We start from the raw sequence: 25,793 nt of genomic DNA, 5'->3' as shown, positions 1-25,793 counted from the left end.
AACCGGGAGATCTGCATGTATCGCCGCACTTTTCTGACGAGTCTGGCCGCGCTGGGCGTGGCTGCAAGGCCGCTTCTTGCCGAGGCCCCGGCCGCCGCGGCGGTGGCCGCGCCCGCCCCCGCGCCCGCCCCGGCGAAATCCTGGCCGATCGGGCCGCAGTTCTATCCGACCGAAGTGGCGGTGAAACCCGAGCTGGCGGTGGGCTCGATCATCGTCGTCTCGGACAAGTTCTTCCTCTACCACATCATCGCGCCGGGCAAGGCGATGCGCTATGGCGTGGCCGTCGGCCGGTCGGAGCTGCAGTTCCGCGGCCAGGCCACGGTGGCGCGCAAGGTCGAATGGCCGAGCTGGAAACCCACCCCCGAGATGGTCAAGCGCAGCCCCGGCCATTACGCGCGCTATGCCGAAAACGGCATGGCCGGGGGCCCGGGCAATCCGCTGGGCGCGCGCGCCATGTATCTTTACCAGAACGGCCATGACACCGGCATCCGCATTCACGGCACGATCGAGCCTTCGTCGATCGGCCATGCGGTGTCGAACGGCTGCCTGCGCATGGTGAACGACCATGTGATCGCGCTTTACAACACGGTCGAGCTGGGCACGCCGGTCACGGTCTACTGATGCGCCTGACCTCGGTCGCCGAGGCGGCGGCGCTCGATTTCGACACGATCATCGACGTCCGCTCGCCCGCGGAATATGCGCTCGACCATCTGCCCGGGGCGATCAACCTGCCCGCCCTCGACAATGAGGAACGCGCCCGGGTCGGCACGATCTACAAGCAGGTCTCGCCCTTTGACGCGCGCAAGATCGGCGCGGCGCTGGTGGCGAAGAATGTCGCGGCGCATCTGGAGGGCCCTTTGGCGGACAAGACCGGGGGCTGGCGGCCCCTGGTCTATTGCTGGCGCGGCGGGCAGCGCTCGGGGTCGTTTGCGACGATCCTGCGCGCGGTGGGCTGGCGCACCGATCTGCTTGAGGGCGGCTACAAGAGCTGGCGGCGGCTGGTTCTGGAGACGCTGGCGCAGCCGATCCGCGCGCCGGTCGTGGTGCTGGATGGCAACACCGGCTCGGCGAAGACCGCCGTGCTGCAGGCGGCGGCCGCGCAGGGCGCGCAGGTGATCGACCTGGAGGGGCTGGCCAATCACCGCGGCTCGATCTTTGGCGCCCTGCCGAGCGGGCAACCGGCGCAGACCGGCTTCGAGGGCCAGCTGGCGGTGGCGCTGGCGCGGCTTGACCCGGCGCGGCCGGTGCTGCTGGAGGGGGAAAGCGCGAAGGTGGGCGAGATCCAGCTGCCAAAAGGCCTCTGGACCGCGCTGCGCACGGCGCCGCGGCTGCGGCTGGTGGCCCCCCTGCCCGAGCGCGCGGCCTATCTGGCGCGGGCCTATGCCGATATCGTCGCCGATCCCTTGCGGCTGACGCGGCTGATCGACCAGCTGCGCCCCTATCACGCGGCCGAAGTGATCCACCTCTGGCACGGTCTGGCCGAGGCGCGGGCCTTCGAGGCGCTGGCGGCGGATCTGATGCAGCGCCATTACGATCCGCGCTATGAAAAGCACCGCGCCCGTCAGGACCGCCCGGTGCTAGAGGTTGCCGCGCCCAGCCTTGCCCCCGCGGCTTTGGCGGCTCTGGCCGCCGATGTGATCGCGGCGGCGGAACGGCTGACGGGCTGAAGCGTTTTTTGCCGTTTTCGCCCTTGACGCCCCCGCCGCCATCCCTTAGTGACGCCGCCAGTGGCTAGGTAGCTCAGCTGGTTAGAGCACGTGACTCATAATCACGGGGTCGGGGGTTCGAGTCCCCCCCTCGCCACCACCAAAATCCAGCACATGATCACTCCCCCTTGAGCTGTTTACGGCGCCATTTGTGGCGCTTCCGGCTTTGGCAGGAAGATCCGTCCCGCCCCGCCGATCCTGCCGCCGCATCGGGCGCCCGGGACTTCCTGCCGGCCTGATCGTGGGGGGACCGGCGGCGGCGCGGATGCGGGGGCGTTGCGGTGCCGTCCTTGCGGGCACACCAGATATGGGGGTTCGGCAAGGCCGCGCGGCCGCGCCCCGCTGCCCTGACAACACCAGCTGTAGCGAATCTATCCATTAAGATTCATTAAGAATTCCTTAAGGAATTCCGTCTCTTTGCCCGAATCCCCCGCGTTTTGTCCACAGCCCGCCCCGAGGCCGTCGCCGGACCGAATTTCGGCAAAAATTCTCCACAAGATATGGGGGGCTGTGGAGAAGTCGCGGAACCGTTGCAGCTTCGACGGGTAATCCAGCCCAAAGCAACGGAAATTCGCCCCTCTGCAGGCCGCGGCGCCCCGGCCCGGGAATGTGGAAGAATCTGCGCGCAGTTTGCCTGTGCCCCCGTCAACCGGAAAACGCGCCCGGATTTGGTGAAAATTACGTTGACGATGCCGCGCCCACACGGCAGGTTGTGGGCTGTCGGCAGATAAGCCACCAGATGTAGTGGCGACAGCGGGCGCGGGACAGCCAACCAGAACGGTTCACCCAAAAGGGTTTGACCCGATGCCGGATCGCGGATCCGGACGTGGTGCGTCCTTGCCTCCGCCCGGGCAGGTGTTGTTGGAAAAGGACGCAAGGGCAGATGAAGATCGAGCGCAAGTTCACCACGGTGGAAAGCGGCGCCTATGGCGCGATCGCATTCACCACCACGACCTCGGAAATCCGCAATCCCGACGGGAAGGTGGTCTTCCGCAACGACGCCGTGGAGGTGCCCGAAGGGTTCAGCCAGGTGGCCTCGGATGTGATTGCGCAGAAATACTTCCGCAAGGCGGGCGTTCCGGCCGCGCTGAAACGCGTCAAGGAAAAGGGCGTGCCCGAATTCCTGTGGCGGTCCGTGCCCGACACGGCCGCGCTTGAAAAACTGCCCGAAGATCAGCGCTTTGTCGGCGAAACCTCGGCCAAGCAGGTGTTCGACCGGATGGCGGGCGCCTGGGCCTACTGGGGCTGGAAGGGCGGCTATTTCACCACCGAAGACGATGCCCGCGCCTATTTCGACGAAATGCGCCACATGCTGGCCGCGCAGATGGCCGCGCCGAACAGCCCGCAATGGTTCAACACCGGCCTGCACTGGGCCTATGGCATCGACGGCCCGTCGCAGGGGCATTACTATGTCGATTACGCCACCGGCGAATTGACCAAATCCGCCTCGGCCTATGAACATCCGCAGCCGCATGCCTGCTTCATCCAGTCCGTCCGCGACGATCTGGTGGGCGAAGGCGGGATCATGGACCTGTGGGTCCGGGAAGCACGCCTGTTCAAATACGGCTCGGGCACCGGCACCAACTTTTCCAGCCTGCGCGCCGAGGGCGAGCGGCTGTCGGGCGGCGGCAAGTCCTCGGGTCTGATGGGCTTTTTGAAGATCGGCGACCGCGCGGCGGGGGCGATCAAATCGGGCGGCACCACGCGCCGCGCCGCCAAGATGGTGATCTGCGACATGGATCACCCCGATATCGAGGAATTCATCAACTGGAAGGTCATCGAGGAACAGAAGGTCGCCTCGCTGGTGGCTGGTTCCAAGATGCACGAGCGCGAGCTGAACAAGATCTTCGAGGCGATCCGCAGCTTTGATGGCTCGGAAGAGGGCCGCACCGATCCGGCCGCGAATGCGGGGCTGAAGGCCGCGATCCGCTCGGCCAAGAAGGCGATGATCCCGGAAACCTATATCAACCGCGTGCTGCAATATGCGCGGCAGGGGTTTTCCAGCATCGAATTCCCGACCTATGACACCGATTGGGATTCCGATGCCTATATCTCGGTCTCGGGGCAGAATTCGAACAATTCCGTGCGCGTCACCGATGCCTTCCTGAAGGCGGTGAAGGACGATGCCGATTGGGAATTGCTGCGCCGCACCGATGGCAAGGTGGCCAAGACCGTGAAGGCGCGCGATCTGTGGGATCAGGTCGGCCATGCCGCCTGGGCCTGCGCCGATCCGGGCATCCAGTTCCATGACACGGTGAACGCCTGGCACACCTGCCCCGAGGATGGGCCGATCCGCGGTTCGAACCCGTGCTCGGAATACATGTTCCTGGATGACACCGCCTGCAACCTTGCCTCGCTCAACCTGCTGACCTTCTATCGGGGCGGCGAATTCGACGCCGAGGCCTATGTCCATGCCACCCGGCTCTGGACGATGACGCTGGAAATCTCGGTTCTGATGGCGCAATTCCCGTCGAAGGAAATCGCGCAGCGCAGCTATGATTTCCGCACCCTCGGCCTCGGCTATGCCAATATCGGCGGGCTCTTGATGAACATGGGCCTTGGCTATGACAGCGACGAGGGCCGCGCACTTTGCGGCGCGCTGAGCGCGATCATGACCGGGATCGCCTATGCCACCTCGGCCGAGATGGCGGCGGAGCTGGGCGCCTTCCCGGGCTATGCGAGGAACCGCGAGCACATGCTGCGGGTGATCCGCAACCACCGCACCGCGGCGCATGGCAAGTCGAAGGGCTATGAGGGGCTGGAAGTGCCGCCGGTGCCGCTCGATCTGGCCAATTGCCCCGATGACCGGCTGCTGCGCCTGGCCCGCATGGCCTGGGACGAGGCGCTGCGTCTGGGCGAGGACCACGGCTTCCGCAATGCGCAGGTGTCTGTGATCGCGCCGACCGGCACCATCGGTCTGGTGATGGATTGCGACACGACCGGCATCGAGCCCGATTTCGCGCTGGTGAAGTTCAAGAAACTGGCGGGCGGCGGCTATTTCAAGATCATCAACCGCTCGGTGCCCGCGGCCTTGGAAACGCTCGGCTACGGTTCGGCGCAGATCGCGGAAATCATCGCCTATGCGGTGGGCCATGGGTCGCTGGGCAATTGCCCCGGCATCAACCATACCGCGCTGATCGGCCATGGCTTCGGCCCGCGCGAGATCGAAAAGATCGAGGCCGCCCTGCCCTCGGCCTTCGACATCCGCTTCGTCTTCAACCAATGGACGCTGGGCGAGGAATTCTGCACCAAGACGCTGGGCATCCCGGCCGAGAAGCTGGCCGATCCGACCTTTGACCTTTTGCGCCACCTTGGCTTCAGCAAGGCGCAGATCGACGCGGCGAACGACCATGTTTGCGGCACGATGACGCTGGAAGGAGCGCCCTTCCTGCGCCCCGAACATTACGTCGTCTTCGACTGCGCCAATACCTGCGGCAAGAAGGGCAAGCGCTATCTGTCGGTCGAGAGCCACATCCGCATGATGGCGGCGGCGCAGAGCTTCATCTCGGGGGCGATCTCGAAGACGATCAACATGGCCAACAGCGCCACGATCGAGGATGTGAAGGCGGCTTACGAACTGTCGTGGAGCCTCGGCATCAAGGCCAATGCGCTTTACCGCGACGGCTCGAAACTGTCGCAACCGCTCGCCTCCGCGCTGGTCGAGGATGACGAGGAAGCCGAGGAAATCCTGGCCTCCGGTTCGCAGCAGGAAAAGGCGGCGGTTCTGGCCGAAAAGATCGTCGAAAAGATCGTGGTCAAGGAACTGGTCCGCTCGCATCGCGAAAAACTGCCCGACCGGCGCAAGGGCTACACGCAAAAGGCCGTCGTGGGGGGCCACAAGGTCTATCTGCGCACCGGCGAATATGCCGATGGCTCCTTGGGCGAAATCTTCATCGACATGCACAAGGAAGGCGCGGGCTTCCGGGCGATGATGAACAATTTCGCCATCGCGGTCTCGGTCGGGCTGCAATATGGCGTGCCGCTGGAAGAATTCGTCGACGCCTTCACCTTCACCAAATTCGAGCCCGCGGGCATGGTGCAGGGCAATGACAGCATCAAGAACGCGACCTCGATCCTGGATTACGTCTTCCGCGAACTGGCGGTGAGCTATCTTGACCGCACCGATCTGGCCCACATCAAGCCGCAGGGCACGATGTTCGACGATCTCGGCGGTGGCCAGAACGAGGGCAAGCGCAACATCGAGCCGGTGAGCGAGACGGCGGCCTCGAAATCGCTGGAAGTGCTGCGGCAGATTTCCTCGACCGGCTATCTGCGCAAGCGGCTGCCGCAGGAATTCGTGGTGCTGCGCGGCGGTGCGGGGACGCAGGTCGATCCGATGGCGGCGCTGAACACGCTGGTTCCCGAAACCGCGCTGGCGGTGGGGGCGAATGTCTCGGTCTCGACCTCGATTTCGTCCGGTGTGGTGGCGATGGACGCCCGCGCCAAGGCGAAGATGCAGGGCTACGAGGGCGAGGCCTGCGGCGAATGCGGCAACTACACGCTTGTGCGCAACGGCACCTGCATGAAGTGCAACACCTGCGGCGCGACAAGCGGCTGCAGCTGAGCCCAAGATCTGAACTTCGCCCCGCAAGGGGCGAAGACAAAAAGAAAATTCCCTTCAGAATGACCGGACGGACCATGCAGCTGATCATCGCCACCGAAAGCTTCGCCCCCGTGGCCCTGCGCCGCATCCCCGGCGGATACGAGGCCGTGCTGGCGGGCGCGGCGCTCAAGCGGCTGATCGACGCCAGCTTCCGCGGCGATTCGATCGAGGTGCTGGGCGGCGATCTGCATGCGCATGGGTTCGATGTGACCGACATCCGCATGCGCGGCGCCACCACCACCGTCACGCTGATGAGTTCGGGCGCCCGCGCGCTGCATTGAGGGCGCTGCACAGAGATCCGGGGCAGGTGCGCTTGCCCCAGACGTCGAGAAGGCCCAGGCGAAACCAAAACCTCGGGCATCAAACAAGAGCCTGATCGACGAACCTGGCCCCTGTCCGCAAGGACGGGGGCCTTTTCCTGCCTCCGCCCGACATGGCCCCCCTGCCCCGCGCAAGCCAGGGCTCAGGGCGCAGCCGCGCGACCGGGCGCGGGTGGCAGGGCCAGCACATCGACGCGCGCCGATTGCAGGATCTTTTCGGTGACGCTGCCCAGAAAGAACCGCTCGACCGCGCCCCTGCCCTGTGTCGACACCACGATCAGATCCGCGTTCAGGGCCTCGGCCGCCTTTTGAATTTCATGGACGACCGTCGTCCCCTCGTGGCGGACCAGCAGTTCGGCCTTCAGCCCGGACAGATCCGCCAGAAACTGCGCCAGATCCCGATGGGCATGGGTCTTCTGATCCGCCAGATAGTCTTCCCGGTCGTCTTTCGGCATGGAATCCGCCATGACCAGACGCAGCGCGACGGCATCGAACACATAAAGGACGGACCGGCGGGCCAGCCTGCCAAGCCCAAGCGCCGCAAAGCGCTGCAACGCGCTTCTGGAGTTTTCGGAAAGATCGGTGGTCAGCAGGATATGCCGCCACGCCCCGACCGGAGGGCCGTTCACCATCAGGACAGGGCAATCGACCGACCGGATCGTCCGCTCCGCGGTGGTCCCCACAAAGGCATCCCGCAAGATCTGCCGCCGGTGCGGCCCGATCACCAACAGATCCGGTTTCTTGTCGGCAACGGCCCCGGCGATTCCGGCGAAAGGATCGCCCAGCACGACCTCGGCCGCACAGGCAAGCCCCTCGGCCGTGCGCAGCGACTGCGCCAGCTCGCCCAGCAAGATCCGGGCATCTTCGGCCTCATGCTCGACGATCCGCCGCGGCTGGTCATCATCCACCACATGCACAAGATCCAGCACCGCCCCCTCGGCTTTGGCAAGCAGCACCGCCCGGCGCAAGGCCCGGTCCGACCGTTCGGAAAAATCCGTCGCCAACATGATCCTTTGCATCGCGCGCCTCCTTTGCCTGCCGGTCCGAGTTGAACACAGATGCCAAGTGGTTCGTTTGATTGAGGTCAATTGCCCCGCCCGGTCTGGCCAAAGACTGCCCGGCACCGGAAGGCGCGGGCCGCGCCCTGCCCTGCGCGCCAGCGTTACCGAAGCTTTAAGGAACTGCCATGCTGCTGTTGCCCGCAGCGTCGAAGACTTGCCCGGACCGAAAGCGGGAGGGTCACATGCTGGAGCTTGCAAGGCTGACGCGGGACTTCGGCGGCCGAAAGGCCGTGGACGCCGTTTCCCTGCGCTTCGACCGGCCCGCCTTTGTCGGCATCATCGGCCGCTCGGGGGCGGGGAAATCGACGCTGTTGCGGATGATCAACCGGCTGACCGATGTCACTTCCGGCGAAATCCTGTTTCAGGGGCGCAATGTCGCCGCGCTGACGGGCCGGGAAAAGCGGCTCTGGCAAAGCCGCTGCGCGATGGTGTTCCAGCAGTTCAATCTGGTGCCGCGCCGGGATGTGGCGTCGAATGTGCTGCATGGCCTTTTGGGCCGCCGCGCGACGCTGGCCGCGATCTTCGATTTCTGGTCCGAGGACGAGATTGCCCGGGCGATCGGCATCCTTGACCGGCTCGGCATCGCCGATCAGGCATCGAAGCGCGCCGAGGCGCTGTCGGGCGGCCAGCAGCAGCGCGTCGCCATCGCCCGGGCGCTGATGCAGGATCCCGCGATCATCCTGGCCGATGAGCCGATCGCCAGCCTTGACCCGATGAATGCGCAGATCGTCATGGACACGCTCAAGCGCATCCAGACCGAGGACGGGCGGATGGTGATCGCCAATCTGCACACGCTGGATACCGCGCGGCGCTATTGCGACCGGGTGATCGGCATGCGCGACGGCCGCGTCGTCTTTGACGGCCGCCCCGACCAGCTGTCGACCGGCATCGCGCGCGAGATCTATGGCGCCGATGCCAGTTTCAACGAGGCCGCGACCTCGACCGCGCTTCCCGCCGATGCCCGCGCCGATGCCAGCTACGCCAGCGCGATGCTGGGCGCCTGACCCCATTCCCGGCCGGGGTGGCCGGGTCCAACCGGAGACGACCATGAAGATCCTTCCCGCCGTTCTGGCTGCCACGACCCTTCTTGCCTCTGCCGCCCATGCCGAGGGCATCACCCAGTTCAACATCGGCCTTCTGGGCGGTGAAAACGCGCAAGACCGGCTGAATTCCAACGAATGCCTGCGCAAATATGCCGAAGACACGCTGGGCGTGCCGGTGAAGCTGTTCGCCCCCGCCGATTATGACGGCGTCGTGCAGGGGCTTCTGGGCGGCACCATCGACATGGCCTGGCTGGGCGCCTCGGCCTATGCCAAGGTCTATCTGACCGACCCGAAAGCGGTCGATGTGGCGCTGGTGAAGACCAATCTGGACGGCTCCTTCACCTATCATTCGATCGGCATCGCGCGCAAAGACAGCGGCATCACCAAGCTGGAAGACGCCAAGGGCAAGGTCTTCGGCTTTGGCGATCCGAACTCCACCTCGGGCTATCTGATCCCCTCGGTCGATATCCCGAAAACCCATCCCGAGATCACCCGCGAAGACCTGGCCGATGGCGCCTCGGGCTATTTCAAGACGGTGAAATTCACCGGCGGCCATGAACAGACCATCGTTGCCGTGGTGAATGGCGATGTCGACGCGGGCGTGACCTGGGCCGATGGTCAGGGCAACTGGGAAGACGGCTACAATTCGGGCGCGCTGCGCAAGGCGGTCGATGCGGGTCTGGTGAACATGAACGATCTGGTCGAGATCTGGAAATCCGCGCCGATCCCGGAAGGCCCGGTGGTGCTGCGCCATGCCCTGCCCGAAGAGGTCAAGGCGAAGATGGTTGATCTGGTCAAGGGCCTGCACGCCCGCGACAAGGACTGCGCCTATGGCGTCGCGGCGGGCGACACCGCGGGCTTCACCCCGATCACCGCCGATTTCTACGACATCATCGTGGAAACCCGGCGCGCGACGCAGGGGAACTGATTTCAGCACCCACAGCTTTCAGCACCCTCGGGCGGGGGCTTCGGCCCCCGTCCCTTTCCCTGCACGAAGGGCCCCCCAATGTCTGGCGCCGCGATCTCTTCCACGGCCGAATATCTGGCGCTGGTGCGCAGGCGCCGGCTTTACGGCGGCGTCCTGATGGCGCTTTTCGTCGCGCTGATGGCCGCGGGATGGCACACGGCCGAGGCGCGCAATGCCGGCGGCTTTACGGATGGCATCGCGCATATTCTTGATTTCCCGGCCGAAATCCTGGCCGAGGCGGCGCGCGACTGGCGCAACCTGCCGCGCTATCTGGGGCAGTATCTGCCCTCGCTGATCGAGACGCTGAACATCGCCGCGGTCTCGACCTTGCTTGGCGGGCTTCTGGCCGCGGGTCTGGCGGTGCTTTCGGCCCGCGCGCTGGCCCCCGTTCCCCTGCTGATCGCGCCGCTCCGCCGCCTGATGGATGTGATGCGGGCGATGCCCGAAATCGTCATCGCGCTGGTCTTGATCTTTCTGCTGGGCGGCGGCCCGGTGCCCGCGATGATCGCCATCACGATCCATACCGCGGGGGCGCTGGGCAAGCTTTTCTCCGAGGTTGCCGAAAACGCCGATCTGAAACCGGTCGAGGGGCTGGCCTCGGTCGGCGCGGGGTGGCTGGCGCGGATCTGGTGTGCCGTCCTGCCGCAGGTGGCGCCGAACTGGTCCTCTTATGCGCTTTTGCGCTTTGAAATCAACATCCGCGCCTCGGCGATCCTGGGCTTCGTCGGCGCGGGCGGCATCGGCTATGACCTGCGCACGACGCTGCAATGGGGACAGGGCCGCTACGATCAGGTGGTGGCGATCTTCGCGCTGCTGTTCCTGACCATCGTGCTGGTCGACACGCTGTCGGACCGTGCCCGGGCGAAACTGGTCAAGGGGGGGAGCCCGGCATGACGGCGCCCGCGCTTTTGATCGCACAGACCGAGGTCGGGCGCCGCCTGACCCGGCGCCGGGCGCTGCGTCTGGCGGCCCCGCTGCTGCTTGTGGCCTATCTGACAGTGATCTTCTTCAGCTTCGATCTGCCCGGGATCGCCGCGCGGATGCGGCCGGAAAACGCCGCCGTGCTGCTGGGCGATTTCTGGAGCTTCAAGACCCATGTGACGCTGGATCGCCGCAAGCCGGGCCTCGAGGTCGCGATCGAGGGCGAGGCCAAGGGCCGCTATGCCCCCGGGCAGTTCCCCGGCTGGGTGCAGGACGGCGCCGAACCGCACATCGCCCTGCCCGATGGCTCGCGCATCACCTATACCGGCACCGGCGCGCGGATCGAGCGCGCGGGCTTCGGGGCGATCACGGTCAGCCGCGACGGGCGGCGGATTTCCGTCACCCTGCCCGAAGGCGCGGCAAGCCCGGACTGGCTTTCGGCCTCGGCGACGCGGGTCGATCTGCGCAGCCCGTGGTGGCGGTTTTCGATGACGCCCGCGCGCACGGAAACCCTGCGCTACGAACCCGGCTGGGAGCTGTTCTTCTTCGATCTGCAAAGCCCGTTCCACGGCAAAAGCGCGGCCGAACTGGCCGCCTTGGCGCTGTGGCAGCCGCGGCTGGAGCCCGAGCGCTCCAATCTGGCGGCGATGGCCACCGACATCTGGCAAAACCGGATGTGGCGGCACGGCGATGTCGCCTGGGCGCTGGGCGAGACGGTGCTGATGGCCTTCCTTGGCACCTTCGGCGCGGCGCTGATCGCCTTTCCGCTGGCCTTTCTGGCGGCCTCGAATTTCGCCCCCGCCCGCGCGATCCGGCTGGGGCTGCGGCGGATCTTCGATCTGTTTCGCGGCATCGACGGGCTGATCTGGACGGTGATCCTGAGCCGCGCCTTCGGGCCGGGGCCGCTGACGGGCGCGCTGGCCATTTTGCTGACCGACACCGGAACCTTTGGCAAGACCTTCTCGGAGGCCTTGGAAAACATTTACGAAAATCAACGCGAAGGGATCGCCGCGACGGGCGCTTCCCCCCTGGCACAGGCCCGCTTCGGGGTGGTGCCGCAGGTGGCGCCGGTGATCCTGAGCCAGGTGCTTTACTATCTGGAAAGCAACACCCGCTCGGCCACGGTCATCGGCGCGCTGGTGGGCGGCGGCATCGGGCTGTTGCTGACCCAGGCGATCCAGACCCAGAAGGACTGGGAAGAGGTGAGTTATTACATCGTCCTCATCACGCTGATGGTGATGGCGATGGACAGCCTGTCGGGCTGGCTGCGCACGCGCTTCATCAAGGGGTAGACCATGGCGAAACTGCATCCCGTCACACCGCTGATCGGGCCCGATTGCGACATCACCAACGCAAGCTTCGGCGGCTGGGTGGAGATCGGCCGCGGATCGCGGCTGATCAATGTCGAGATGGGCGATTACGCCTATTGCGACCGCTTCGCCGATATCGCGAACACGACGGTGGGGAAATTCGCCAATATCGCCGCGATGACCCGGATCGGCCCGACCGATCACCCGTTCCGCAATGCGGCGCAGCATCATTTCCTCTATCGGTCGCATTACTACTGGGATGATGTCGGCGATGATGCCGCCTTCTTCCTGCACCGCGCCGCGCGCCGGGTCCACCTTGGCGCCGATTGCTGGATCGGGCATGGCGCCATCATCAAGCCCGAGGTGACGGTGGGCATCGGCGCCATCGTCGCCTCGGGCGCGGTGGTGACAAAGGACGTGCCCCCCTTCCTGATCGTGGCGGGCTGCCCCGCCGTGCCCTTGCGGATGCGCTTTCCCGACACCGTGGCCGAACGACTTCTGGCGCTGGCCTGGTGGGACTGGGACCATGCGACGCTGCGCGCAAGGCTGGCAGATTTCCGCAGCCTTCCGGCGGAAGACTTCCTTGAGCGTTACGAGACCGCCCCGGTCTGAGCCGCCCCCTCGGGCGTGACCGTCAGCGCGACGCGATCGCCCGCAAACCAGGTCAGCCCGTATTCGACGGGCACCCCCGCGGCATCGACATTCAGCGCCTCGGTGCGCAGAAGCGGCGCGCCTTCGGGCAACTGCAAAAGGCCCGCCCGCGGCCCCCGCGCGATCTTCGCGGTGATCCGCGTCGAAGCGCGGGTGTAATCGGCCACGCCCATCTCGGCCAGCGCCGCGGTGACCGAGCCAAGCCGGGCCAGCGCCTCGGGCAGAGCGGGAAAGCGCTCGGCCGGAAAGACGGATCGGAACTGCGCCAGCACGGTGCCATCGGCGAGCGACAGCCCCTCATAGAGATGCACCCGGTCAACGCCCAGCGCGGCACGCTCCGCCGCCTCGGCCGGGCGGGTTTCTAGCCGCAGCACCCGACGCGAGGGCCTGCGCCCGGACGCCGTGACGTTTTCCTGAAACCGCACCCGGCGGCCCAGCGCGTAATCGGTGCGCGGGCTGGCCGCCACAAACACCCCCGCACCGCGGCGCGCGACCACCAGCCCCTCCTCGGCCAGCGCCGCCAAAGCATGGCGGACGGTGTGCCGATTGACCCCGAAGCGGGCCGCAAGCGCCGCCTCGGTCGGCAGCTTCGCGCCGGGCGGACAGGCGCCCGAGCCGATCTCGGCGCGCAGGATCGCGGCAATCGCCGCCCAGACCGGGTCACGTCTTGTCATGGAAACTTCACTGGCCAAATCGGCGGCGGCGCCGCAATATTTGTCTAGTTGTATATTAATCTGGACGAATCCGCAAGATGTCTGGTCTGACCGAACCCACCCCGCCCCGCGCCGCGCATCTGGGGCTTCTGGCCCGGGCGCCGGGACCGCGGCTGGCGCAATTGCTGCCCGATCTGCCGCCGTTTCAATGGCTTCGCGCGCCCGAACTGGGCGCGGTGATGCTGCGCGGGCGGATGGGGGCCGGGGGGGCGCCCTTCAATCTGGGCGAAATGACGGTGACGCGCTGTGCGCTGCAACTGGCCGATGGCCGGGTGGGGCAGGCTTTCGTGCAGGGCCGTGACAAGGATCACGCCACCCGCGCGGCCGTGGCGGATGCGCTGTTGCAGGGCGCCGAAGCCGCGCGGATCGCGGCGGCGGTTCTGGCCCCCCTGCGCGCCGAGGAAACCGCCCGCCGCCGCGACCGTGCCGAAAAGGCCGCCGCGACCCGGGTCGAATTCTTCACGCTGGTCCGGGGAGAGGATTGAATGCACACGCAAGCACTTGCCGGAGGGTTCGCCGATCCCGCCATCGAGACCGCCCATGTGTTTCGTGCCGCGCTGCAGGCGATGGCGCGGCCGGGGCGGGTGCAGCCGATCGACGGGGCCCGGCCGCCCGCGCCGCTGTCCCCCGCGGCCGGGGCGCTTTTGCTGACGCTGGCCGATGACACGACGCCGCTTTTCCTTGCCCCGGCGCTTGACAGGCCCGAGTTGCGCGACTGGATCGCCTTTCACCTCGCCGCGCCGATCTGCCCGCCCGAAGAGGCCGTCTTTGCCCTTGGCGCTTGGGCGGATCTGCCGCTGGGTCGCTTTCGCCTTGGCACGCCGGATTATCCCGACCGGTCGGTGACGCTGATCGTCGAGATGACGGCTTTGACACCGCCCAATGCCCGTCTGCGCGGCCCGGGGATCGCGACGCATCAGGACGCGGCCCTGCCCGCCCTCGCCCCCTTCGTCGTCAATCGCACCCGCTATCCGCTTGGCTTCGATTGCTATTTCTGCGCGGGGACAGAGATGACCGCCCTGCCCCGCTCGACCCTTGTGGAGGCGCTCTGATGTATGTGGCAACCAAAGGCGGCGAGCGGGCGATTGACGCGGCCCATGCCTGGCTGGCCGAGGAGCGCCGCGGCAATCCCGCCGTGCCGGAGCTTTCGGTGGCGCAGATCGCCGAACAGATGACGCTCGCGGTGAACCGGGTGATGGCCGAGGGCTCGCTTTACGACCGCGATCTGGCCGCGCTCGCGATCAAGCAGGCCCGCGGCGATCTGATCGAGGCGGTGTTCCTGCTGCGCGCCTATCGCACGACGCTGCCGCGCTTTGGCGCCAGCCTGCCCGTCGACACCGCGGCGATGCAGATCAGCCGCCGGATTTCCGCCACCTTCAAGGATGTGCCGGGCGGTCAGCTGCTGGGGCCGACCTTCGACTACACGCATCGGCTGCTGGATTTCGCGCTGATGGCCGAGGGGGCGGTGCCCGAAGCCGCCCGTGCCCCCGCCCCGGACGAGGCCTGCCCGCATGTGCTGGGGCTTCTCGACCGCGACGGGCTGATGGAGCCGGTGACCACGGGCCCCGAAACGCCCCCCGATCTGACGCGCGAGCCGCTTGAGCTGCCCGCCGCGCGGGCCTTGCGGCTGCAGGCCCTGGCGCGGGCGGACGAGGGTTTCACGCTTGGTCTCGCCTATTCCACCCAGCGCGGCTACGGGCGCACCCATGCCTTTGTCGGCGAATTGCGCATCGGCCTTTGCGCGGTGGAGATGGAGATCCCGGAACTCGGCTTCACCATCGAGATCGGCGAGGTCGAGCTGACCGAATGCGAAACGGTGAACCAGTTCACCGGCTCAAGGACCGAGCCGACGCAATTCACCCGCGGCTACGGGCTGGTCTTTGGCCAATCCGAGCGCAAGGCGATTTCCATGAGCCTTGTTGACCGCGCCCTGCGCTGGGAGGAGCTGGGCGAAGACGCCACCGGCGCCCCGGCGCAGGATGCCGAATTCGTGCTGAGCCACTGCGACAACATTCAGGCGACGGGGTTTCTGGAACATATCAAGCTGCCCCATTACGTCGATTTCCAGTCCGAACTGGAGCTGATCCGGCGACTGCGCCGCGAGGCCGGGGGGGCGGGGCAATGACCTCAGTCTTCGTCTTTGCCCGGCGCAGTTCTGTCGTCCTTGGGGGCATCGCCACCACCCGCCTTGGTGCGCAGGAACGATCCGACGAGGAACGCGCCCGCCACCGCGAAAAAGATCCAGTGCAACATCCGTCCGTTCCTTGTTCCGGGGGCCATCATGTCTGAGGGCTACAGCTTCGCCTATCTTGACGCCGCAACCAAGCGGATGATCCGTCGCGCCCTTTTGAAGGCTTTGGCCATTCCGGGCTATCAGGTGCCCTTTGCCTCGCGCGAAATGCCGATGCCTTACGGCTGGGGCACCGGCGGCGTGCAGGTGACGGCGGCCTGTCTGATCCCCGAAGACGTGCTGAAGGTGATCGACCAGGGCGCCGATGACACGACGAACGCGGTCTCGATCCGCCGGTTTTTCGAACGCACGGCGGGGGTGGCCACCACCACGCACACGGAGGGCGCCACGCTGATCCAGACCCGCCACCGCATCCCGGAAGCACCGCTGACCGAGGACCAGATCCTGGTCTTTCAGGTGCCGATCCCCGAGCCGCTGCGCTTTCTGGAACCGCGCGAGGCCGAAACGCGGCGGATGCATGCCTTGGCCGATTACGGGCTGATGCATGTGAAGCTTTACGAGGATATCGCGCGGCACGGGGCGATTGCGACCTCTTACGCCTATCCGGTGCTGGTCGAGGGGCGCCATGTGATGGACCCGAGCCCGATCCCGAAATTCGACAATCCGAAGCTGGGCGATTGCCCGGCGATCCAGCTGTTCGGCGCCGGGCGGGAATGCCGCATCCATGCGCTGCCGCCCTATACGCGGGTGGTCAGCCTTGATTTCGAGGATCACCCGTTCGAGGCGACGAAGGCCGAGGCCGCCTGCGATCTGTGCGGGGCCGGGACCAGCTATCTCGATGAGGTGATCACCGATGATGCGGGCGGGCGGATGTTTTGCTGCTCGGACACCGATTTTTGCGCCGGGCGGCGGGCGGCCGGGCATCTGGGGCGATTGTCGGAGGGGGTCGCGTGATGGAGACCGCGCAAGGGCGTATTTGGACCAAGAAAAAGCCGGAGCCGGAAGCGGGGCCGCTGTTGCTGGTCGAAGGTCTGAGCAAGGCCTGGGGGGCGCGGATCGGCTGTGCCGAGGTGGGCTTTGATCTTTTCCCCGGCGAGGTGCTGGGGATCGTCGGCGAGAGCGGCTCGGGGAAATCGACGCTTTTGGGGTGTCTGGCCGGGCATCTGGCGGCGGATACCGGGCAGATCCTTTATCGCGGCCGCGATCTGCGGGCGATGGCCGAGCCCGAACGGCGGCATCTGGCGCGGACCGAATGGGCCTTCGTGCATCAAAACCCGCGCGACGGGCTGCGCATGGGGGTGACGGCGGGGGCGAATGTCGGCGAGCGGCTGATGGCCGTTGGCGCGCGGCATTACGGGGCGATCCGGGCCACCGCGACCGACTGGCTGGGCCGGGTCGAGATCGACCCCGCCCGGATCGACGACCGGCCGCGGGCCTTTTCGGGCGGCATGCAGCAGCGGCTGCAGATCGCGCGCAATCTGGTGACCGGGCCGCGGCTGGTCTTGATGGACGAGCCGACCGGGGGGCTCGATGTCTCGGTGCAGGCGCGGCTTCTGGATCTGTTGCGGGAACTGGTGCGCGAGATGGGTCTGGCGGTGATCATCGTCACCCATGATCTGGCGGTGGCGCGGCTGCTGGCCGACCGGCTGATGGTGATGAAGGACGGCCGGGTGATCGAGGCGGGGCTGACCGATCAGGTGCTGGATGATCCGCAAACGGCCTATACGCAACTCCTCGTTTCCTCTGTCCTGCAGGTGTAAGCCGATGATCGAAATCGAAAATCTGTGCAAAAGCTTCACCTTGCACAATCAGGGCGCGGCGGTGCTGCCGGTGCTGGCGGGGGCATCGCTGCGCGTGGCGTCCGGGGAATGCGTGGCGCTGACCGGCGCCTCGGGCGCTGGGAAATCGACGCTGATGCGGATGATCTGGGGCAATTACCGCGCCGAGACGGGGCGGCTGCAGGTGGCGGGGCTGGATCTGACCACGGCGACACCGCGCCAGATCATCGCGCTGCGCCGCGACCGGATGGGCTATGTCAGCCAGTTCCTGCGCGTGCTGCCGCGCGTGCCCGCCCTGCGCGTCGTCGCCGAGCCGGTGCTGGCCACGGGCGAGACCGAGGACGCGGCCTTGGCCCGGGCCGCCGCGCTGCTGAGCCGGCTCAACATCCCCGAACGGCTCTGGTCGCTCTCGCCCACCACCTTTTCGGGCGGCGAGCAGCAGCGGGTGAACATCGCCCGCGGCTTCGCCCATCCGTTCCCGGTGCTGCTGCTTGACGAGCCCACCGCCTCGCTCGATCCGGTCAACCGGGCCGTGGTGCTCGATCTGATCGGCGAGGCCAAGGCGCGCGGTGCAGCCCTTCTGGGCATCTTCCACGATGAAGCCGCCCGCGCGCAGGTGGCCGACCGGCTGGTCGATGTCACCGCCTTCACCCCGGCGCGGGCCGCATGAGCGGGCGTCTGTTTGCCATCGTCGGCCCCTCGGGCGCGGGCAAGGATACGCTGATCGCCGGGCTGATCGCGGCCCGGCCCGAAATCCACCGGGCCCGGCGCACGATCACCCGGCCGCCCGCCGAAAGCGAGGCGTTCGAAAGCCTCTCGGCGGCGGAATTCGCGGCCCTGCGCGGGCGCGGCGGCTTCGCGCTCTCGTGGCTGGCGCATGGGCTTGGCTATGGCATCCGGACGGCCGAACTGGCGCCGCTGAGGCAGGGGCGCGACGTGATCTTCAACGGCTCGCGCGCGGCGCTGCCGGACTGTCTGGCCGCCTATCCCGAGCTGCAGGTGATCGAGATCACGGTGTCCCCCGAGGTCCTGCAGGCGCGGCTGGCCGGGCGCGGGCGCGAGGGCGCGGACGAAATCGCCGCGCGTCTGCAAAGAGCCGGGATGCCGCTGCCGCCGGGCCTTGGCGCCCAGCGCATTCGCAATGACGGCCCGCCCGAAGCGGGCATCGCCGCCCTGATCGCGGCGCTTCAGCCGCCCAGCAGCTGCGCCGCCAGAAGATGAAACCTGCCCCCCTCGTCCTCGCCGAACAGGCACAGCCGATCAAGCGCCACCGGGCCTTGCAGATGCGGCGCAAAGAAGGCCTGCGCCAGCGGTTCAAGCCGGGCCAGATCTTCCGGCGCCAGATCGCCGGTCAGCGACATGTGAAAGCGGAACTCTTCGAAAACAAAGGGATAGCCGAAGGCGTGCAAAAGCTCGGCTTGCCGCGGGCTGAGCCGGTCGGGCTGGCGCCGGGCGATCTCGGCCGCGTTCAGGGGGGCGCGGAAGGGCTCGAAATGGCGCACCACCCGCGCGGCGAGTTCGGCGAGACCCGGGGCCTCTGGCGTCGGGCAAAGCGCAAGGAAGCGGCCCAGCCGCGTCACCGCAAGGCCGGGCAGCGGCACCGGGGCAAGCTCGCCTGCCAGCGCGGCAAGGGAGGCGTGCAGATCGCGGGGCGTCGCCCCTTCGGCCAGCCGGAACGGCGCCTTGAGCGTGGCGTGAAAGCCGTATCTGCGCGGGGCTGCGGTGGCGGCCGCGAGCCCGGCAATCGCGGGCTGGCCGGTCGGACGGCCCGTCGCGGCATCCCGGCCGAGCCAGTCCGACCCGGCCTGCCAGAGACCCGCATCGGCGGGGGCGAAGTAAAGCGCATAGCGTTTGATCATCATGGCCCCGCTTTCGCATCCCCGCGTCACCGCAATGTGACACTCGCCTGCCAAACCCCTGCCTGAAAACCGAAACTTCGGAGATTTGGATGACCGAGACGATTTTGGCCAATGCCATGCTGGTTCTGCCCGAGGGGGTGCAGCCCGGGCATCTGCTGCTGCGCGACGGGCTGATTGCCGAGATCGGCGCGGGCCGCGCGGTGCCCAAAGGCGCGCTGGATTGCGAGGGCGATCTGCTGGCGCCGGGGCTGATCGAGCTGCACACCGACAATCTGGAGCGCCATATCGAGCCGCGCCCGAAGGTCGCCTGGCCGCATGCCGATGCGATCATCGCCCATGATGCGGAACTGTGTTCGGTGGGCATCACCACGGTCTTCGACGCGCTGCGGGTGGGCTCGATCGGGGCTTCGGGGGCGCGGTCGGACTATCGCGAATATGCCCGGGCTTTGGCCGATGAAATCCTGCAGATGCGGGCGCGCGACGGGTTCCGGATCTCGCATTACCTGCATCTGCGCGCCGAGATCTGTTCGGAAACGCTGCTCGATGAGCTGGCGAAATTCGGCCCCGAGGATCGGGTGGGCATCGTCAGCCTGATGGATCACACCCCCGGGGCGCGGCAGTTTCGCGACCTCTCGAAGCTGCGCGACTATGTGCGCAAGAAACACGGGCTGAGCGAGGCGGAATTCCTGGCCCATGTCGCGCAGGAAAAGGCGCTGAAGGCCCGGCACGGCGCGGCGCATGAGGCGGGGGCGGTGGCCGCCGCGCGCCGTCTGGGGGCGGCGCTGGCCAGCCATGACGACACCACGGCCGAGCATGTCGTGACCTCGCACAGCCACGGGGTGCGCTTTGCCGAATTCCCGACCACTTTCGAGGCGGCGCAGGCCTGTCGCGCCCATGGCATCGCTGTGATGATGGGGGCGCCGAACCTGATCCGCGGCGGCTCGCATTCGGGCAATGTCGCGGCGCAGGCGCTGGCCGAGGCGGATCTGCTTGACATCCTGTCGTCGGATTATGTGCCGGGGGCGCTTTTGTCGGCGGCGCTGCTTCTGGGCGACATCTGGGGCGATGTGGCGCGCGGGCTCTCCACCGTGACGGCGGCCCCGGCGCAGGCGGTGGGGCTGACCGATCGCGGCCGGATCGTGCCGGGGCTGCGCGCCGATCTGATCCGGGCGCATCGGGTCGACCGCACCGCCGCGCTGCGCGGGGTCTGGGTCCGCGGCCGCCGCGTCGGCTGAGGCGGCCCCCCGGCGGCCGTCTTGTCAGGCGCGGCACCGGAAAGCCTGCCCAAAAAGACAGGTGTCACGGACCGGAACGGAAATCTTGTCGCAGCAGGGCCGCGCGGGAACGGGTGTAGCATCGGGCTGTCGTCCGTGTGCCAATGGACAAGGCCAATTCCGGCTGACGTCATGCTGCAAGGCGGACGAGGGAGGAGGAGACCATGGCCATCACAGGACTTCCCGTCAGCGGCGGCAACAACACCGTGACCGTCACCCCAACCGGGATCTACAGCGTCAATGCCGAGGGGGGCACGGACACGCTGGTGGTGAATTACGCCGCGCTTGCAAGCGACATCATCTACGAATACGCGGGCAACGGCTATTATCGCTACACCGACTATCTGTCGTCCAGCATCGACTTCTACAGTTTCGAGCGCTTCATCCTGCGCGGCGGCTCGGGCGACGACGATCTGCGCGGGGCCAATGAGGCCGACCAGCTTTACGGCGGCGCCGGGGCCGACAGCCTGACCAGCGGGCTTGGCGCCGACACGATCAGCGGCGGCGCGGGCTTTGACCGCTGGAGCGCAAGTTACGGCGATGTCACCGACAATGTGCTGATCACGCTCTCCGCCGATCCCGCGACCACCCAGCTGGTCGCGGCCACCGGGGCGCGCTTCACCCAGATCGAGGCGCTCACGATCACCACCGGCATCGGCGATGACGTGATCGACACCTCGGCCTTTGTGGGCAATGACAACATCACCACGGGCGATGGAAGTGACCAGATCAACGGCGGGCGCGGCATCGACTGGGTCAATGGCGGGGCGGGCACCGACATCCTGACCTTCGACTGGTCCGCAATCACCGATCCAAGCTTCGCGATCCGCAATTCCTATGTGTCGAACGGCTGGTATCGCTATTCCGCGCTCAGCGGCGATCAGGTGAACTACATCAATTTCGAGCGCTACTTCCTGACCGGCGGCGCAGGAGCCGACTGGCTGCAGGGCGCGGGGCTGGCCGACCAGCTGACCGGCAACGGCGGCAACGATTCACTGATCGGCGGCACCGGGGCCGATACCGTCGCGGGCGGCGCCGGGGTGGACCTGTGGCAGGTCAGCTTGACCGACATCGAGGCGAACACCTCGGTCAGCCTGGTCAGCCAGACCACCAACACCGGCGCGGTGATCAGCGGCATCGAGCGGCTGAGCTACACCGGCTCGGCCTTTGACGATGCCGTCGTGGCGCTGGCCGGGCGCTACAACGACAGCTTCGCCATGGGGGCGGGCGACGATTCCGTCACCTCGGGGCGCGGCGTCGACAGCGCCAATGGCGAGACGGGCGAGGATCTGCTGGTGATGAACTGGTCGGGCATCACCGATGCCACCCAAGGGATCAGCCGCAGCTATGTTTCGAACGGCTGGTATTGCTTCAGCGCGGCCAGCGGCGACCGGCTCGACTACATCAACTTCGAGCGCTTCTACCTGACCGGCGGCGCGGGCGGCGACTACCTGCTGGGCGCGGCGCTGGACGACCGGCTGGTCGGCAATGGCGGCGATGACACGCTGTCGGGCGGCGGTGGCGTCGATGTGATCACCGGCGGCGCGGGCGTCGATCTGTGGGAGGCGAACCTCTCCGAGCGCGAGACCAATGTCACCATCAACTTCCAGACCCAGACCACGACTTACGGCGCGGCGATCAGCGGGCTCGAACGGCTGACCTATACCGGGACCGCGGTGCGCGACCTCATCACCACTTTGGACGGGGTCTATGACGACAATCTTTTCCTTGGCGCGGGCAATGACAGCGCCGCGGTCTGGCGCGGCGTCGATGCGGTCAATGGCGGCGACGGCGAGGATACGCTGGTGCTCGACTGGTCGGGCATCGCCGGGGCGACGCAGGGGATCAGCCACAGCTACGTCTCGAACGGCTGGTATCGCTTCAGCTCGACCAGCGGCGATCAGGTCGATTTCATCAATATCGAGCATTACGACCTGACCGGCGGCGCGGGCCACGACAGCCTTGTCGGCGGCACGATGAACGACAGCCTGCGCGGCGGGGGCGGCAATGACACGCTGGACAGCGGCGCCGGGCGGGCGGTGATCGACGGCGGCGCGGGCACCGACCTGTGGCGGGCCGATCTCTCGGCGATCTCGGCGGCGCTGCGCTTCAACGCGACCGCAAGCCAGACCGCCTCGCAGGCGACCGGCTCGGGCTGCGACGTGCGCAACATCGAGCAGGTCAGCCTCTCGGGCGGGGCCGGGGCCGATCTGATCGACACCTCGGGCCAAAGCGGCAACGACTGGTTTGCGGGCAATGCGGGCAATGACACCGTCTCGCTCGGGCTGGGCCAGGACGGGTTCGACGGCGGCGCCGGGGTCGATCTGCTGATCCTCGACTATTCCGCCAGCACCGAGGCGATCCAGAGCCGCTACACCTCGAACGGCTGGAACCGCTACGGCGAACAGGGCGACGCGCATTTCCTCGACTACATCAACGTCGAGCGCTTCAACGTGACCGGCGGGTCCGGGGCCGACACGCTGATTGGCGCCGGGGCGGCCGACACGCTCAGCGGCGGCGCGGGCAATGACTGGCTCAATGGCGCAGCCGGGGCCGACCGGATCAACGGCGGCGCGGGCATCGACACCTGGCAGGCCAATTACGCGGGATCGACGGTGGCGATCCGGATGACGCTGAGCGCGGCGGGCGCAGCCACGGTCAGCGGGGCAAGCACGGTGCTGACCGGGATCGAGGCGGTCTCGCTGACGACCGGGCAGAATGCCGATATCGTCAACCTCTCGGCCGGGACCGGCGATGATGCGGTGGCGACGAACGAGGGCAACGACACGGTCAATCTGGGCCGTGGCCGGTCGGAATGGGCGGATGGCGGCGCGGGCACCGACAGCCTGACGCTGAACGCCGCGCTGGCGACCTCGGGGCTGCGGATGGATTACGTCTCGAACGGCGCCTATCACATCTATGCGACCGATGGCAGCTATGATGCCACGTTCAACAACTTCGAGAGCTACGACTTCACCGGCTCGGCCCGCAACGACCGGCTTTACGGCTTTGGCGGCAACGACCGGATCAGCACCGGCGCCGGCAATGACATCCTGAACGGCGGCGACGGCAACGACACGCTGCTGGGCGGCGCGGGGGCGGATCTGTTCCAGTTCACCAACCTTTACGGTTGCGGGGTGGACACGATTGCCGATGGCGCCAGCGGCGACCGGATGCGGCTCTACGGGGCGACGCTGAGCAGCATCGCCAATGGCGCGGGCACGACGCTGGGCGCCGGGCAGGTTGCGGTGTCCGCCTCGGGCGGGGTGACGACGCTGGCGATCGGTCTGGACGGCACCGCCGGGGCGGATCTGACGATCCTGCTGACGGGCAGCTTCACCGCGGCCAATTTCAGCCTGTCGGGCAGCGACATTCTCTTTGTCTGACAAGCACCTGTCCCGCCCGGACCCCTCCGGGCGGGACCTCTGCGCCGGGCTGGGCCCTGCCATGGGACCGGGTGGCGCACCGCATTTGCGTTTCATCCCCGCGCGGGCGCGTCCATCTGCAAGCCTGCGGGGAATTGACAGTCCCGGGCCCAGCGCGCATCTTGCCCGCGCCTTGGTTCCGCGGCTGATCCCGCGGACGAAGAGGGAAGCCGGTGCAAGTCCGGCGCTGCCCCCGCAACTGTAAGCGGCAAGCCCCGAGCATGGCCACTGACCCACGGGTCGGGAAGGCGCAAGGGGCGCTTGAGCCGCAAGCCAGGAGACCTGCCAGGCCAGAAACCATCCCGGGCGGCGGGCCCGGAGGCAGGGTGCTTCGGCTTGTCCGGGGCCTGTCCCCTTACCGCTTTCCGGCCCACTGCCACAGGAACGGTATGGAGCCGAAAGAGATGATCTTCCTTGCAACCCCGCGCAGGGCGGGCGGCCCGGTTCGGGCGCTCCCTGCACGCGCCCCGCAGGCCCGTCATGGCTGACGCAGGCCCCGCCGCCAAACTGCCCCGTCGCGGCCGGGCGCTGATGATCCAGGGCACCAGTTCCGATGTCGGCAAGAGCCTTCTGGTCGCGGGGCTGTGCCGTGCCTTCACCCGGCGGGGGCTCAAGGTGGCGCCCTTCAAGGCGCAGAACATGTCGAACAATGCCGCCGTGACGGCGGAGGGCGGCGAGATCGGCCGCGCGCAGGCGCTGCAGGCGCGGGCGGCGGGCGTTCCCCTGTCCGTCCACATGAACCCGGTGCTTTTGAAGCCCGAAACCGACATCGATGCGCAGGTCGTGGTGCAGGGGCAGGTTCTGGGGCGGTTCTCGGCGGCACAGTATCAGGCGCTGAAACCAAGCCTGCGGCCGCGGGTGATCGAAAGCCTTGATCGTCTCTCGGCCACCCATGACCTTGTGCTGATCGAGGGGGCGGGCAGCGGCGCCGAACGCTATCTGCGCCCGCAAGACATCTCGAACATGGGGCTCGCCGAGGCGGCCGATCTGCCGGTGGTGCTGCTGGGCGACGAGTCGCGTGGCGGGGTGACGGCGGCGGTGATCGGGCATCACCACCTCTGGAGTGCTTCGGACCGCGCCCGGTTGGGCGGTGTGATCGTGACGAAATTCCGCGGTGATCCCGCGATCTTCGCGCCCGCCGCCGCCGACATCCGTGCCGAGACCGGCTGGCCGGTGCTCGGTCTGATGCGCTGGTCCGAGGCGGCGCGGCGCCTGCCCGAGGAAGATTCGCTCGGGCTCGCCCGTCGTCCCGGCACGGCGGGGGCGCTGGTGATTGCCGTCCTCGATCTGCCGCGGATCGCGAATTTCGACGATCTCGACCCGCTTGCCGCCGAGCCCGGCGTCGATCTGCGTTGGGTGCGCCCGGGCCAGCCGATCCCGCCCGAGGCCGCGGTGGTGATCCTGCCCGGGTCCAAGGCCACCCGCGCCGCGCTTTTGGCCCTTCGCGCCGAAGGCTGGGAGATCGACCTGCGCGCAAATCTGCGCCGGGGCGGTCGCGTGGTCGGAATTTGCGCGGGGTTTCAGATGCTTGGTCGGGTCGTCCGAGACCCAGAGGGGATCGAAGGAAGCCCGGGCGAAACCGAGGGGCTGGGGCTTCTGGACCTTGAAACCGTGATCGGCCCGACCAAGCGTCTGACCGAAATCGACGCCCGCGACCATGTCAGCGGCGCCCGCGTCACCGGCTACGAGATGCATATGGGCGAGAGCTTCGGCCACGCGCTTGCCCGCCCGTGGCTGCGTCTTGACGGCCGCCCCGAAGGCGCGCTGTCCGGCGATGGCCGGGTGATGGGCAGCTATCTGCACGGCCTCTTCGGCGCGGGGGATTTCCGCCGCCACTGGCTTTCGCAGCTTGGCCTCACCGCCGCCGCGCTTGACCATGCCGCCCGCCTTGATGCCGCGCTGGACGCCTTTGCCGACGAGATCGAGGCCGATCTCGATCTTGACGCGCTCCTCGCCCTGGCACGGTGAGGG

23 protein-coding genes, 1 tRNA gene and 1 riboswitch are annotated in these 25,793 nt (G+C 67.4%); of the genes, 20 read left to right on the top strand and 4 right to left on the bottom strand.

The features are described 5' to 3' along the window. The first annotated feature begins 15 nt into the window (after window positions 1–15). The 5 genes from ACTTAG_RS07065 to ACTTAG_RS07045 all read left to right on the top strand — a co-directional run bounded on the left by ACTTAG_RS07065 (window position 16) and on the right by ACTTAG_RS07045 (window position 6,590). On the top strand, window positions 16–621 hold the full coding sequence (locus tag ACTTAG_RS07065; protein WP_444464804.1) for a L,D-transpeptidase: 606 nt from the start codon (window positions 16–18) through the stop codon (window positions 619–621). Then, on the top strand, window positions 621–1,667 hold the full coding sequence (gene mnmH, locus ACTTAG_RS07060; protein ID WP_444464803.1) for a tRNA 2-selenouridine(34) synthase MnmH: 1,047 nt from the start codon (window positions 621–623) through the stop codon (window positions 1,665–1,667). The genes ACTTAG_RS07065 and mnmH overlap by 1 nt, the downstream gene beginning before the upstream one ends. 62 nt (window positions 1,668–1,729) lie before the next feature. After that, a tRNA-Met gene (locus tag ACTTAG_RS07055) sits at window positions 1,730–1,806 on the top strand. Window positions 1,807–2,589: 783 nt separating this feature from the next. Next, a complete protein-coding gene (locus ACTTAG_RS07050) occupies window positions 2,590–6,270 on the top strand; it encodes a vitamin B12-dependent ribonucleotide reductase (protein ID WP_444464802.1) in 3,681 nt (1,226 codons plus the stop codon). Window positions 6,271–6,329: 59 nt separating this feature from the next. After that, window positions 6,330–6,590: a hypothetical protein gene (locus ACTTAG_RS07045; RefSeq protein WP_444464801.1), complete on the top strand. Its 261-nt coding sequence runs from the start codon at window positions 6,330–6,332 to the stop codon at window positions 6,588–6,590. A 182-nt stretch (window positions 6,591–6,772) separates the two neighbouring features. On the opposite strand, the gene ACTTAG_RS07040 is transcribed toward ACTTAG_RS07045, so the two are convergent. Beyond that, window positions 6,773–7,648 carry a universal stress protein gene (locus tag ACTTAG_RS07040; protein ID WP_444464800.1) on the bottom strand — a complete coding sequence of 292 codons (876 nt, stop codon included), beginning with the start codon at window positions 7,646–7,648 and terminating at the stop codon, window positions 6,773–6,775. A 224-nt stretch (window positions 7,649–7,872) separates the two neighbouring features. Here ACTTAG_RS07040 and phnC point away from each other — a divergent pair, with 224 nt between their 5' ends. From phnC to ACTTAG_RS07015, 5 genes are all read left to right on the top strand, one after another. Further along, the gene (gene phnC, locus ACTTAG_RS07035) at window positions 7,873–8,694 is read left to right on the top strand and encodes a phosphonate ABC transporter ATP-binding protein (RefSeq protein WP_444464799.1); all 822 of its coding nucleotides are present in this window, start codon (window positions 7,873–7,875) and stop codon (window positions 8,692–8,694) included. 43 nt (window positions 8,695–8,737) lie between these two features. Beyond that, the gene (gene phnD / locus ACTTAG_RS07030; RefSeq protein WP_444464798.1) at window positions 8,738–9,661 is read left to right on the top strand and encodes a phosphonate ABC transporter substrate-binding protein; all 924 of its coding nucleotides are present in this window, start codon (window positions 8,738–8,740) and stop codon (window positions 9,659–9,661) included. Between the two features lie 78 nt (window positions 9,662–9,739). Next, window positions 9,740–10,594, top strand: coding sequence for a phosphonate ABC transporter, permease protein PhnE (phnE, locus tag ACTTAG_RS07025; protein ID WP_444464797.1), 855 nt, complete (start codon window positions 9,740–9,742; stop codon window positions 10,592–10,594). Beyond that, entirely contained in the window at window positions 10,591–11,913 is a 1,323-nt protein-coding gene (gene phnE, locus ACTTAG_RS07020; protein WP_444464796.1) for a phosphonate ABC transporter, permease protein PhnE, read from the top strand. The genes phnE (ACTTAG_RS07025) and phnE (ACTTAG_RS07020) overlap by 4 nt, the downstream gene beginning before the upstream one ends. A 3-nt stretch (window positions 11,914–11,916) precedes the next feature. Beyond that, complete coding sequence (locus ACTTAG_RS07015) at window positions 11,917–12,543, top strand: chloramphenicol acetyltransferase (protein WP_444464795.1); 627 nt, start codon at window positions 11,917–11,919, stop codon at window positions 12,541–12,543. Here the strand turns inward: ACTTAG_RS07015 and phnF are convergent. Next, window positions 12,522–13,256 (bottom strand): phosphonate metabolism transcriptional regulator PhnF, encoded by a 735-nt coding sequence (gene phnF / locus ACTTAG_RS07010; protein ID WP_444464794.1) that lies wholly within the window; start codon window positions 13,254–13,256, stop codon window positions 12,522–12,524. The two genes, ACTTAG_RS07015 and phnF, sit on opposite strands and share 22 nt — an antisense overlap. Before the next feature lie 77 nt (window positions 13,257–13,333). On the opposite strand from phnF, the gene phnG reads away from it, so the two are divergent. From phnG to ACTTAG_RS06995, 3 genes are read left to right on the top strand one after another with little or no spacing between them, the layout of a single operon-like run. Next, window positions 13,334–13,780 (top strand): phosphonate C-P lyase system protein PhnG, encoded by a 447-nt coding sequence (phnG, locus tag ACTTAG_RS07005; RefSeq protein WP_444464793.1) that lies wholly within the window; start codon window positions 13,334–13,336, stop codon window positions 13,778–13,780. Then, window positions 13,781–14,347: a phosphonate C-P lyase system protein PhnH gene (gene phnH, locus ACTTAG_RS07000; RefSeq protein WP_444464792.1), complete on the top strand. Its 567-nt coding sequence runs from the start codon at window positions 13,781–13,783 to the stop codon at window positions 14,345–14,347. Further along, window positions 14,347–15,420, top strand: a complete 1,074-nt coding sequence (locus tag ACTTAG_RS06995) for a carbon-phosphorus lyase complex subunit PhnI (RefSeq protein ID WP_444464791.1) — start codon at window positions 14,347–14,349, stop codon at window positions 15,418–15,420. The genes phnH and ACTTAG_RS06995 overlap by 1 nt, the downstream gene beginning before the upstream one ends. A gap of 2 nt (window positions 15,421–15,422) precedes the next feature. On the opposite strand, the gene ACTTAG_RS06990 is transcribed toward ACTTAG_RS06995, so the two are convergent. Further along, on the bottom strand, window positions 15,423–15,548 hold the full coding sequence (locus ACTTAG_RS06990) for a hypothetical protein (protein WP_444464790.1): 126 nt from the start codon (window positions 15,546–15,548) through the stop codon (window positions 15,423–15,425). Between the two features lie 28 nt (window positions 15,549–15,576). Between ACTTAG_RS06990 and ACTTAG_RS06985 the strand changes: the two genes are divergently transcribed. The 4 genes from ACTTAG_RS06985 to phnN are packed head-to-tail and all read left to right on the top strand — an operon-like array spanning window position 15,577 to window position 18,485. Continuing rightward, complete coding sequence (locus ACTTAG_RS06985) at window positions 15,577–16,440, top strand: alpha-D-ribose 1-methylphosphonate 5-phosphate C-P-lyase PhnJ (protein WP_444464789.1); 864 nt, start codon at window positions 15,577–15,579, stop codon at window positions 16,438–16,440. Next, entirely contained in the window at window positions 16,440–17,246 is an 807-nt protein-coding gene (gene phnK / locus ACTTAG_RS06980; RefSeq protein WP_444464788.1) for a phosphonate C-P lyase system protein PhnK, read from the top strand. Before ACTTAG_RS06985 ends, phnK begins: the two co-directional genes overlap by 1 nt. Window positions 17,247–17,250: 4 nt before the next feature. Continuing rightward, window positions 17,251–17,934, top strand: coding sequence for a phosphonate C-P lyase system protein PhnL (phnL, locus tag ACTTAG_RS06975; protein WP_444464787.1), 684 nt, complete (start codon window positions 17,251–17,253; stop codon window positions 17,932–17,934). Beyond that, complete coding sequence (gene phnN, locus ACTTAG_RS06970; protein WP_444464786.1) at window positions 17,931–18,485, top strand: phosphonate metabolism protein/1,5-bisphosphokinase (PRPP-forming) PhnN; 555 nt, start codon at window positions 17,931–17,933, stop codon at window positions 18,483–18,485. The genes phnL and phnN overlap by 4 nt, the downstream gene beginning before the upstream one ends. Here phnN and ACTTAG_RS06965 read toward each other — a convergent pair. Next, window positions 18,452–19,126 (bottom strand): DUF1045 domain-containing protein, encoded by a 675-nt coding sequence (locus ACTTAG_RS06965; RefSeq protein WP_444464785.1) that lies wholly within the window; start codon window positions 19,124–19,126, stop codon window positions 18,452–18,454. The genes phnN and ACTTAG_RS06965 overlap by 34 nt on opposite strands. 86 nt (window positions 19,127–19,212) lie before the next feature. On the opposite strand from ACTTAG_RS06965, the gene ACTTAG_RS06960 reads away from it, so the two are divergent. From ACTTAG_RS06960 to ACTTAG_RS06950, 3 genes are all read left to right on the top strand, one after another. Next, a complete protein-coding gene (locus tag ACTTAG_RS06960; RefSeq protein WP_444464784.1) occupies window positions 19,213–20,358 on the top strand; it encodes an alpha-D-ribose 1-methylphosphonate 5-triphosphate diphosphatase in 1,146 nt (381 codons plus the stop codon). A 203-nt stretch (window positions 20,359–20,561) separates the two neighbouring features. After that, entirely contained in the window at window positions 20,562–23,783 is a 3,222-nt protein-coding gene (locus tag ACTTAG_RS06955) for a beta strand repeat-containing protein (RefSeq protein ID WP_444464783.1), read from the top strand. 156 nt (window positions 23,784–23,939) lie between these two features. Continuing rightward, a riboswitch (cobalamin riboswitch) is annotated at window positions 23,940–24,126 on the top strand. A gap of 176 nt (window positions 24,127–24,302) precedes the next feature. Continuing rightward, on the top strand, window positions 24,303–25,790 hold the full coding sequence (locus ACTTAG_RS06950; protein ID WP_444464782.1) for a cobyric acid synthase: 1,488 nt from the start codon (window positions 24,303–24,305) through the stop codon (window positions 25,788–25,790). Window positions 25,791–25,793 lie beyond the last annotated feature (3 nt).

It is taken from the genome of Rhodobacter capsulatus (assembly GCF_052363185.1).
Classification (GTDB): Bacteria; Pseudomonadota; Alphaproteobacteria; order Rhodobacterales; family Rhodobacteraceae; genus Rhodobacter; species Rhodobacter capsulatus_E.
Note: the sequence above shows the minus strand (reverse complement) of the source record. Positions and strands in the feature narration are given on the sequence as shown.

Coding starts and splice junctions, on each gene's coding strand:
- ACTTAG_RS06995 (WP_444464791.1), top strand. CDS start 14,347: ATGTATGTGGCAACCAAAGGCGGCGAGCGGGCGATTGACGCGGCCCAT.
- ACTTAG_RS06965 (WP_444464785.1), bottom strand. CDS start 19,126: ATGATGATCAAACGCTATGCGCTTTACTTCGCCCCCGCCGATGCGGGT.
- ACTTAG_RS07040 (WP_444464800.1), bottom strand. CDS start 7,648: ATGCAAAGGATCATGTTGGCGACGGATTTTTCCGAACGGTCGGACCGG.
- phnD (WP_444464798.1), top strand. CDS start 8,738: ATGAAGATCCTTCCCGCCGTTCTGGCTGCCACGACCCTTCTTGCCTCT.
- phnE (WP_444464796.1), top strand. CDS start 10,591: ATGACGGCGCCCGCGCTTTTGATCGCACAGACCGAGGTCGGGCGCCGC.
- ACTTAG_RS07015 (WP_444464795.1), top strand. CDS start 11,917: ATGGCGAAACTGCATCCCGTCACACCGCTGATCGGGCCCGATTGCGAC.
- phnG (WP_444464793.1), top strand. CDS start 13,334: ATGTCTGGTCTGACCGAACCCACCCCGCCCCGCGCCGCGCATCTGGGG.
- ACTTAG_RS06985 (WP_444464789.1), top strand. CDS start 15,577: ATGTCTGAGGGCTACAGCTTCGCCTATCTTGACGCCGCAACCAAGCGG.
- phnN (WP_444464786.1), top strand. CDS start 17,931: ATGAGCGGGCGTCTGTTTGCCATCGTCGGCCCCTCGGGCGCGGGCAAG.
- mnmH (WP_444464803.1), top strand. CDS start 621: ATGCGCCTGACCTCGGTCGCCGAGGCGGCGGCGCTCGATTTCGACACG.
- ACTTAG_RS07045 (WP_444464801.1), top strand. CDS start 6,330: ATGACCGGACGGACCATGCAGCTGATCATCGCCACCGAAAGCTTCGCC.
- ACTTAG_RS07065 (WP_444464804.1), top strand. CDS start 16: ATGTATCGCCGCACTTTTCTGACGAGTCTGGCCGCGCTGGGCGTGGCT.
- ACTTAG_RS07050 (WP_444464802.1), top strand. CDS start 2,590: ATGAAGATCGAGCGCAAGTTCACCACGGTGGAAAGCGGCGCCTATGGC.
- ACTTAG_RS06990 (WP_444464790.1), bottom strand. CDS start 15,548: ATGTTGCACTGGATCTTTTTCGCGGTGGCGGGCGCGTTCCTCGTCGGA.
- phnH (WP_444464792.1), top strand. CDS start 13,781: ATGCACACGCAAGCACTTGCCGGAGGGTTCGCCGATCCCGCCATCGAG.
- phnL (WP_444464787.1), top strand. CDS start 17,251: ATGATCGAAATCGAAAATCTGTGCAAAAGCTTCACCTTGCACAATCAG.
- phnK (WP_444464788.1), top strand. CDS start 16,440: ATGGAGACCGCGCAAGGGCGTATTTGGACCAAGAAAAAGCCGGAGCCG.
- ACTTAG_RS06950 (WP_444464782.1), top strand. CDS start 24,303: ATGGCTGACGCAGGCCCCGCCGCCAAACTGCCCCGTCGCGGCCGGGCG.
- phnC (WP_444464799.1), top strand. CDS start 7,873: ATGCTGGAGCTTGCAAGGCTGACGCGGGACTTCGGCGGCCGAAAGGCC.
- phnE (WP_444464797.1), top strand. CDS start 9,740: ATGTCTGGCGCCGCGATCTCTTCCACGGCCGAATATCTGGCGCTGGTG.
- ACTTAG_RS06955 (WP_444464783.1), top strand. CDS start 20,562: ATGGCCATCACAGGACTTCCCGTCAGCGGCGGCAACAACACCGTGACC.
- ACTTAG_RS06960 (WP_444464784.1), top strand. CDS start 19,213: ATGACCGAGACGATTTTGGCCAATGCCATGCTGGTTCTGCCCGAGGGG.
- phnF (WP_444464794.1), bottom strand. CDS start 13,256: ATGACAAGACGTGACCCGGTCTGGGCGGCGATTGCCGCGATCCTGCGC.